Annotated in this window: 3 protein-coding genes; all 3 read left to right on the forward strand. The window is 41.9% G+C overall.

Annotation, left to right across the window (positions count from 1 at the left end; translation table 11 throughout):
- Window positions 1-190 precede the first annotated feature (190 nt).
- Window positions 191-1,186: a potassium channel beta subunit family protein gene (locus ACJAT7_RS18060; RefSeq protein ID WP_415228189.1), complete on the forward strand. Its 996-nt coding sequence runs from the start codon at window positions 191-193 to the stop codon at window positions 1,184-1,186.
- A gap of 1,309 nt (window positions 1,187-2,495) precedes the next feature.
- A complete protein-coding gene (locus ACJAT7_RS18065) occupies window positions 2,496-3,653 on the forward strand; it encodes a hypothetical protein (protein ID WP_415228190.1) in 1,158 nt (385 codons plus the stop codon).
- A gap of 146 nt (window positions 3,654-3,799) precedes the next feature.
- On the forward strand, window positions 3,800-4,345 hold a 546-nt coding region (locus tag ACJAT7_RS18070), incomplete at its 3' end, for a hypothetical protein (protein ID WP_415228191.1).

Here is a 4,345-nt window from a genome sequence, read left to right on the forward strand (position 1 = left end):
AAATCTCTATTGTGCGATAATGTATAATTACATTATCACCAGAAAACACTCTGTTGTCAGAGCCAAAAACCGCTAATTTAGTAGGTTATGATCGAATAAATTCAGTCTTATTTACAATGATTTAGGCAGCACAATTGTCCAAGGTGAAAATTTCTCACCTTGGTAAACACGTTAAGTAGAAGGAATAAAAATGGAATATCGTCGTTTGGGCAAAGCTGGACTTAAAGTTTCTGCATTGTCATTGGGTTCTTGGGTTACATTTGGCAAGCAAGTTGATATGAATGATGCCAAAAAATTACTTAAAACAGCATACGATGGCGGCATTAACTTTTTTGATAACGCCGAAGGCTATGAAGCAGGCGAATCTGAAAAAATAATGGGTGAGGCGATTTCAGGCATCGGTTTAGCACGAGATACCTATGCCGTGTCCTCAAAAGTATTTTGGGGTGGTGATAAGCAAATGCAATTAGGCCTCAGTGCAAAGCATGTTCGTGATGCTTGTGATGCTGCGCTCAAACGCTTGCGTGTTGATTACCTGGATTTGTACTTTTGCCACCGTCCTGATATCGATACCCCAATTGAAGAAACCGTGCGCGCTATGCATAATCTCGTGCAGCAAGGTAAAGTAATATACTGGGGTACTTCTGAGTGGTCAGCACAGCAAATTACGCAAGCGCATGCTATAGCGAGACAAGAGCATTTAACTCCACCATCAATGGAACAACCCCAATATAACTTATTGCACCGCGAAAAAGTGGATGGTGAATTTAATCCATTATATGAAGAGTTCGGTATGGGCACCACTATTTGGTCACCGCTAGCTAGCGGTTTATTGACCGGAAAATATAACGATGGTATTCCAGATAACAGTCGTCTGGCATTACCAGGCTATGAGTGGTTACGCGATCTATGGACCAGTGAAGATGGTAAAAAGAAGCTGGAGAAAATTCGCCAATTGAGCTTGTTATCAAAAGATCTGGATATCAGCATGGCGCATTTATCAATTGCTTGGTGTTTAAAAAACCCGAACGTAAGCACCGTTATTTTAGGAGCCTCGCGTTTGTCTCAGCTAGAAGACAACCTGAACGCAATGAACGCTCTTTCTAAACTGACGCCAGAGGTTATTGAACGCATTGAGGCAATTATTGCAAACAAACCAGCAGCAGCCGAGCGTTTTGGCCAATAGGTCTGCGTATCGCTGGAAGCGCATTAAATAGTGATGTGCAACTAACCAAAACTTGGGCGCTGGGGTTGGCAACCAGCGTCGCCTATCAATAACGCCACATCTGATTCACACCTTGTTTTGAGATACCTCAGTGGGGTCGACAGCAATCTTTACTCACCATGACCCTCTGTGATGCCCACCCATTTGCAGCGATAGCCCAAGGACCATTGTTGCAGGCATTATTAACTTGTTGACACCACTGCCAACGAAATCATTACCATCTGGATTAGCCTCAGCATATGGCTGTGAAGAAAATAATGCTATCTCACTCTGGGTTAGATCTTATCGATATAATTGGTTTTCTACTATTGCAGAAAGCCCTAGTTATTTAAAAAAGAGCCTCAACAAAAATCAGAAACACTGAATGTAAACTCATCTTTAAAAACATTAATAGGGTTAGTCTACGCTATCAGGAAATTACCAATTTTAGATAGGGAGAGCTGCATATACGTGAAACTCTATGGCAATAGGTCGCTATACGATTTTTGTGATTAGTAAAAACAAGAGAATAACTCTGCTGAATTTCACACTGCCCTAAAGCGACAGTAAACAAGATCCTGTTCGCAGTTACTCGGATTAACATCACTACCAGTCAATAGTGCTTTCGTATTCATCTGAAAATTAAGTATCTAAAGAAACCTCGTTGTAATCATATACGAAGACATCAAAAGTGTTTTAGGGTACCCAAGCTTGGTTCGCTTTTATTAAAAAAGTAACCAACATGGCGTTATCAGATCTAGTTTTACTTACTTCTTAATCAAAACCTAGCTTGCTCGTTATTATATCTAGTCAAATTGTTATAAGTGGCTTGGTAAATTAATGAAGCAATATCTTCAAAACAGATTTTCAATAACCTAAAGTATAATTTCAAACCATAAAAACCTCTTAAATGGCTGCTTTAGTAGGCTAAAGTCTAATTGTTCATAACTAAAATCTAGAGCACAATCTTAAACGTTTAAGTACATATTATAAATGATCTTTAAGATCTTTTAATTATTATAAAATTAAATGATTAAGAAGCTATAAAATAGCTAATTAGGTATGAAATTTCATAGCGTTAGGCATTAATTTAAGCAGTATTGACGCCAGCTTTAACAAGGCAATCGACGATAGAGTGTCTGTTAAATGCGCTAAAAGTGAGTTAATTAGAAGGTCGCCTTTGCTCCTTTGAAGAAACTGTTTATTACTTGAAAGCCGACATCAGGATGAGATATCGGTAACAAAATCAACGGAATCATTAATAGTTTTACATTTTAATCAAGGAAGCATCATGAAAAAATTCACTCAAACCCGCCAACAGAATATTGGGCGTGCAGCGATAGTTGCCACCGCATTGATGTTCTCCGTGGCAAACAACGCGATGGCAGATGGAACTCTGTCCGGAACCAGTGTGGGTAACATAGCTACAATCAACTATTCTGTGGACGGCACAGCGCAACCTGAAGTTGGTTCAACTGAAACTGGTAACACTTCAGGCCCAGGTACGGAGACTACGTTCCTGGTGGGTACAACAATCAATCTGACTTTGATTGAAAACAACTCAACTGTTACTTCGGTTGCAGCGGGTTCATTTGAACAAGCAACCTCGTTTACGTTAACGAATCTGGGTAACGATAATCAGGGTTATAATCTGACGGCTGCCAACAGTGCTCTTGCTGCTTTTACCCAGCCTGACGCTTTTGATGTGGGAACCTTCGTATACTACATTGATGACAATAGTGACGGTTTGCTAGATGCCAACGATACGCTGATAACTTCGGTGGATTCACTGGCTCCTGATGCCTCTATTGATTTGCTTGTCACGGCAACTATCCCGGTATCTGAGGTAGACACTGCGCAGTCGACAATCAGCTTGACAGCGGTGACTACAACGAATAATACGACAGTCGCAGTAATTGAAACAGTCGGTGCTTATGACTCTACTGTTATTCAAATCGTATTTTCCGATCCTTCAACCACTGCTAATGGCACCGATCCGGGTCAGACCGAGGGTGATGCGAGCGCAGTTGCTTTGGATGCATATCGCGTTCTAACAGCAGCGTTGACTGTCAGTAAAACCACCGCGGTATATTCTGATCCAGCTAACGGAACTACCAATCCTAAGGCTATTCCAGGCGCCATTATTACCTATACGATAACCATCGTAAATAATGGAAGCGGAACAGCTACAGGTATCAGTATTACCGATATCGTGGATGAGATAACGACAGGTACTGTGGCATTCAATACATTGTACGACGATGGCTCCACTACATGTACTGCTCAAGGCATCGCGGTTAAAGATGGTTCTGAGACCATCGCTTTATGCAAAACCAATGCATCTGACACCGACAGTGCTGATTTTACTGCCATTACGGCGACGGCCACTGATCTGACTCTTGCCGGCGGCGAGACTGCAACCATGGCGTTTCAGGTAACCATTCAGTAGTTGGACCTGAGGGTAGTATAAGCAATTTAATAGCTTAACGCGTCTGTTGTCTCGGCTTGCCGGGGCAACACTTTTCAGATGACATCTGTATCGCAATCAGACGCCACACAATTGAAAAATTGGAGGCGGTTCAAATGGTGAAATTTATGAAAACTAAAATGCAGCTAATATTGGCATTGGCTACAAAAACAATTTTGAAGAGGAATATTCAGATTTCATATTCTTCTTCAAAATTGTTGGTATACATCCAAAATTTTTCGGTCACTTGTCCGCATGTGAATGAGATTGCATCCTTTAACAAGATGGCTTTACTTTTGCCTCGACTGTTCGCCATTTTCTTTGGTAGCATGGCCTTACTCACGATAATGCAACCCGCAGTAGCTTCTGGCACGGCGTCCGGCACGCTCATCAGCATTGTCACCACAATTACATATAGCGTCGACGATGTTGAACAAGACCCCCTCACTTCAGCCGATACGACGTTTCTGGTTGATAACATGGTTAACCTCACCGTCGCCGAAACCAGCGGAACTTTCACTACGGTTGGTGTCATCGCCGGCGCTGTGGATGTGATCACCACCTTCACTGTTACCAATAACGGTAACACGTTGCAGGACTACGTATTGACGGTCGGTCAAGGCGAAAACGGCGACATATTGTTTAGCAAAAATGATAACTTCGATGTCATAGGC

It is taken from the genome of Psychromonas sp. (assembly GCF_047632995.1).
Classification (GTDB): domain Bacteria; phylum Pseudomonadota; class Gammaproteobacteria; order Enterobacterales; family Psychromonadaceae; genus Psychromonas.

Bases quoted from the DNA above. Each gene is read 5' to 3' on its own strand.
- ACJAT7_RS18060 (WP_415228189.1), top strand. From the start codon at position 191: ATGGAATATCGTCGTTTGGGCAAAGCTGGACTTAAAGTTTCTGCATTG.
- ACJAT7_RS18065 (WP_415228190.1), top strand. From the start codon at position 2,496: ATGAAAAAATTCACTCAAACCCGCCAACAGAATATTGGGCGTGCAGCG.